Genomic DNA, 1,571 nt, shown 5'->3' with positions numbered 1-1,571 from the left:
CGGTGGTTTTCAAGGTTGTTGTCACCGGTGTCTATTTTCAGGCTGCGCACTCTCCTGACGCGGCCATGGGACCGCCGCCGACTGCTTCCCTGGGGAGCGCGTCGGCGGTCCCATTGCCTCGCGGCATCTCGTCGGGCCGTTCGGGATTGAGCCAGACCGATCCGATCGGCTTCCAGCAACGCGTGCTGCCTGACCAGCGCTCGGGCCGCGCCGCGCGGGCCAGCTCGTAGACCCGGCTGCGTTTCTCCAGAAGAGACCGCTCCTCGCCGCGATGGCGCTGCTCGGGCGTCACGAAGCGGATCGCGCTGTGGCGGTGCTCGTGGTTGTACCAGGTGACGAAGCCCTGGACCCAGGTCCGCGCGGCCTCGATGCTGGCAAAGCCGCGCGGCGGCCAGCCGGGGCGGTACTTGCAGGTGCGGAACAGCGCCTCGGAGAAAGGGTTGTCGTTGGAGACGCGGGGCCGGCTGAATGAGGCCGTGATGCCGAGCCGCTCCATCGTCGCCTTCATCGTCGCGCCTTTCATGGGACTTCCATTATCAGCGTGCAAAACCAGCGGGTTGGCCAGGCATTTCTCCGCCCAGACCGCGCGCTGTAGAAGACCCGCGGCATTCTCCGACGTCTCGCGCTCGTGGACTTCCCAGCCGGTGATCTTGCGGCTCCAGATGTCGGTGATGATGTAGAGGTAGAAGAACTTGCCCGCGACCGGTCCGGGCAGCCAGGTGATATCCCAGGTCCACACCTGGCAGGGTCCCTTGGCCTCGAAGCTGCTCGGCGCTTTTCGACGGACCGGTGCGCGCGCGCGACCGCGGCGATGGTTCTGGCCATGGTCACGCAAGACCCTGTAAAAGCTGGATTCCGACGCGATATAGGTGCCCCCGTCGGCCAGCATGGGCACGATCTGGCTGGGCGGAAGGCTGGCGAACTCGGGCAAGGCGCAGGTGGTGACGATGCGGGCGCGCTCCTCGTCGCTGAGCTTGTTGGCAGGTACCGGCCGGGGCGCCATCGGACGCTTGTCTTCGCGGATGCCGCCCTCCGGGTCACGCCATCGGGCCAGAGTCTGCGGATGCAGGCCGAGCTCGCCGCAGGCGGCAGAACGGCACGCGCCCGCGGCCATCGCCTCGTCGACGAACCCGGCAATCTTCCGGCGATCGGGAGCAGAGGTCATTCGTCCTCTCCGTCCGCAGGGCCCCAGATCGCCGCCGCCTTTTTTCTCAGGACCAGCAGCGCCGCGGCTTCCGCGAGCGCCTTCTCCTTGCGCATCAGCTCGCGCTCGAGCTGCTGGATCCGCTTCCGGTCATCCTTCGTTTCGCGGGCAATCCGCGCCGAAGCTGCGCGGTCCCAGTCATTCGCCATCTCGCAGGCCTCCCGCCAGATCGCGATCTGCTCGGGGAATATCCCGCGGCGGCGGCAGTAGTCGCCCAGCTCCGCCTCGTTCAGCGCCGCCGCCTCGATCACCGCGGCAAGCTTGTCGCCCGACGTCCAGCCTTCGACATGCGCGTCAGCCTCGGGCAGCAGCTTGCCCTTCGCCCGCGCCTCCGCGCGCCACTTGGCGAGCGTTGCCCGCGAGATCC

Annotated in this window: 1 pseudogene; it reads right to left on the bottom strand. The window is 67.9% G+C overall.

Going from position 1 to position 1,571, the window contains the following annotated elements:
• Positions 1-118 precede the first annotated feature (118 nt).
• A pseudogene (locus tag HCC78_RS32480) lies at positions 119-1,569 on the bottom strand (IS3 family transposase); the annotation flags it as partial.
• Positions 1,570-1,571 lie beyond the last annotated feature (2 nt).

This window comes from Mangrovicoccus sp. HB161399 (assembly GCF_013184745.1).
Taxonomy (GTDB): Bacteria; Pseudomonadota; Alphaproteobacteria; order Rhodobacterales; family Rhodobacteraceae; genus Mangrovicoccus.
Note: the sequence above shows the minus strand (reverse complement) of the source record. Positions and strands in the feature narration are given on the sequence as shown.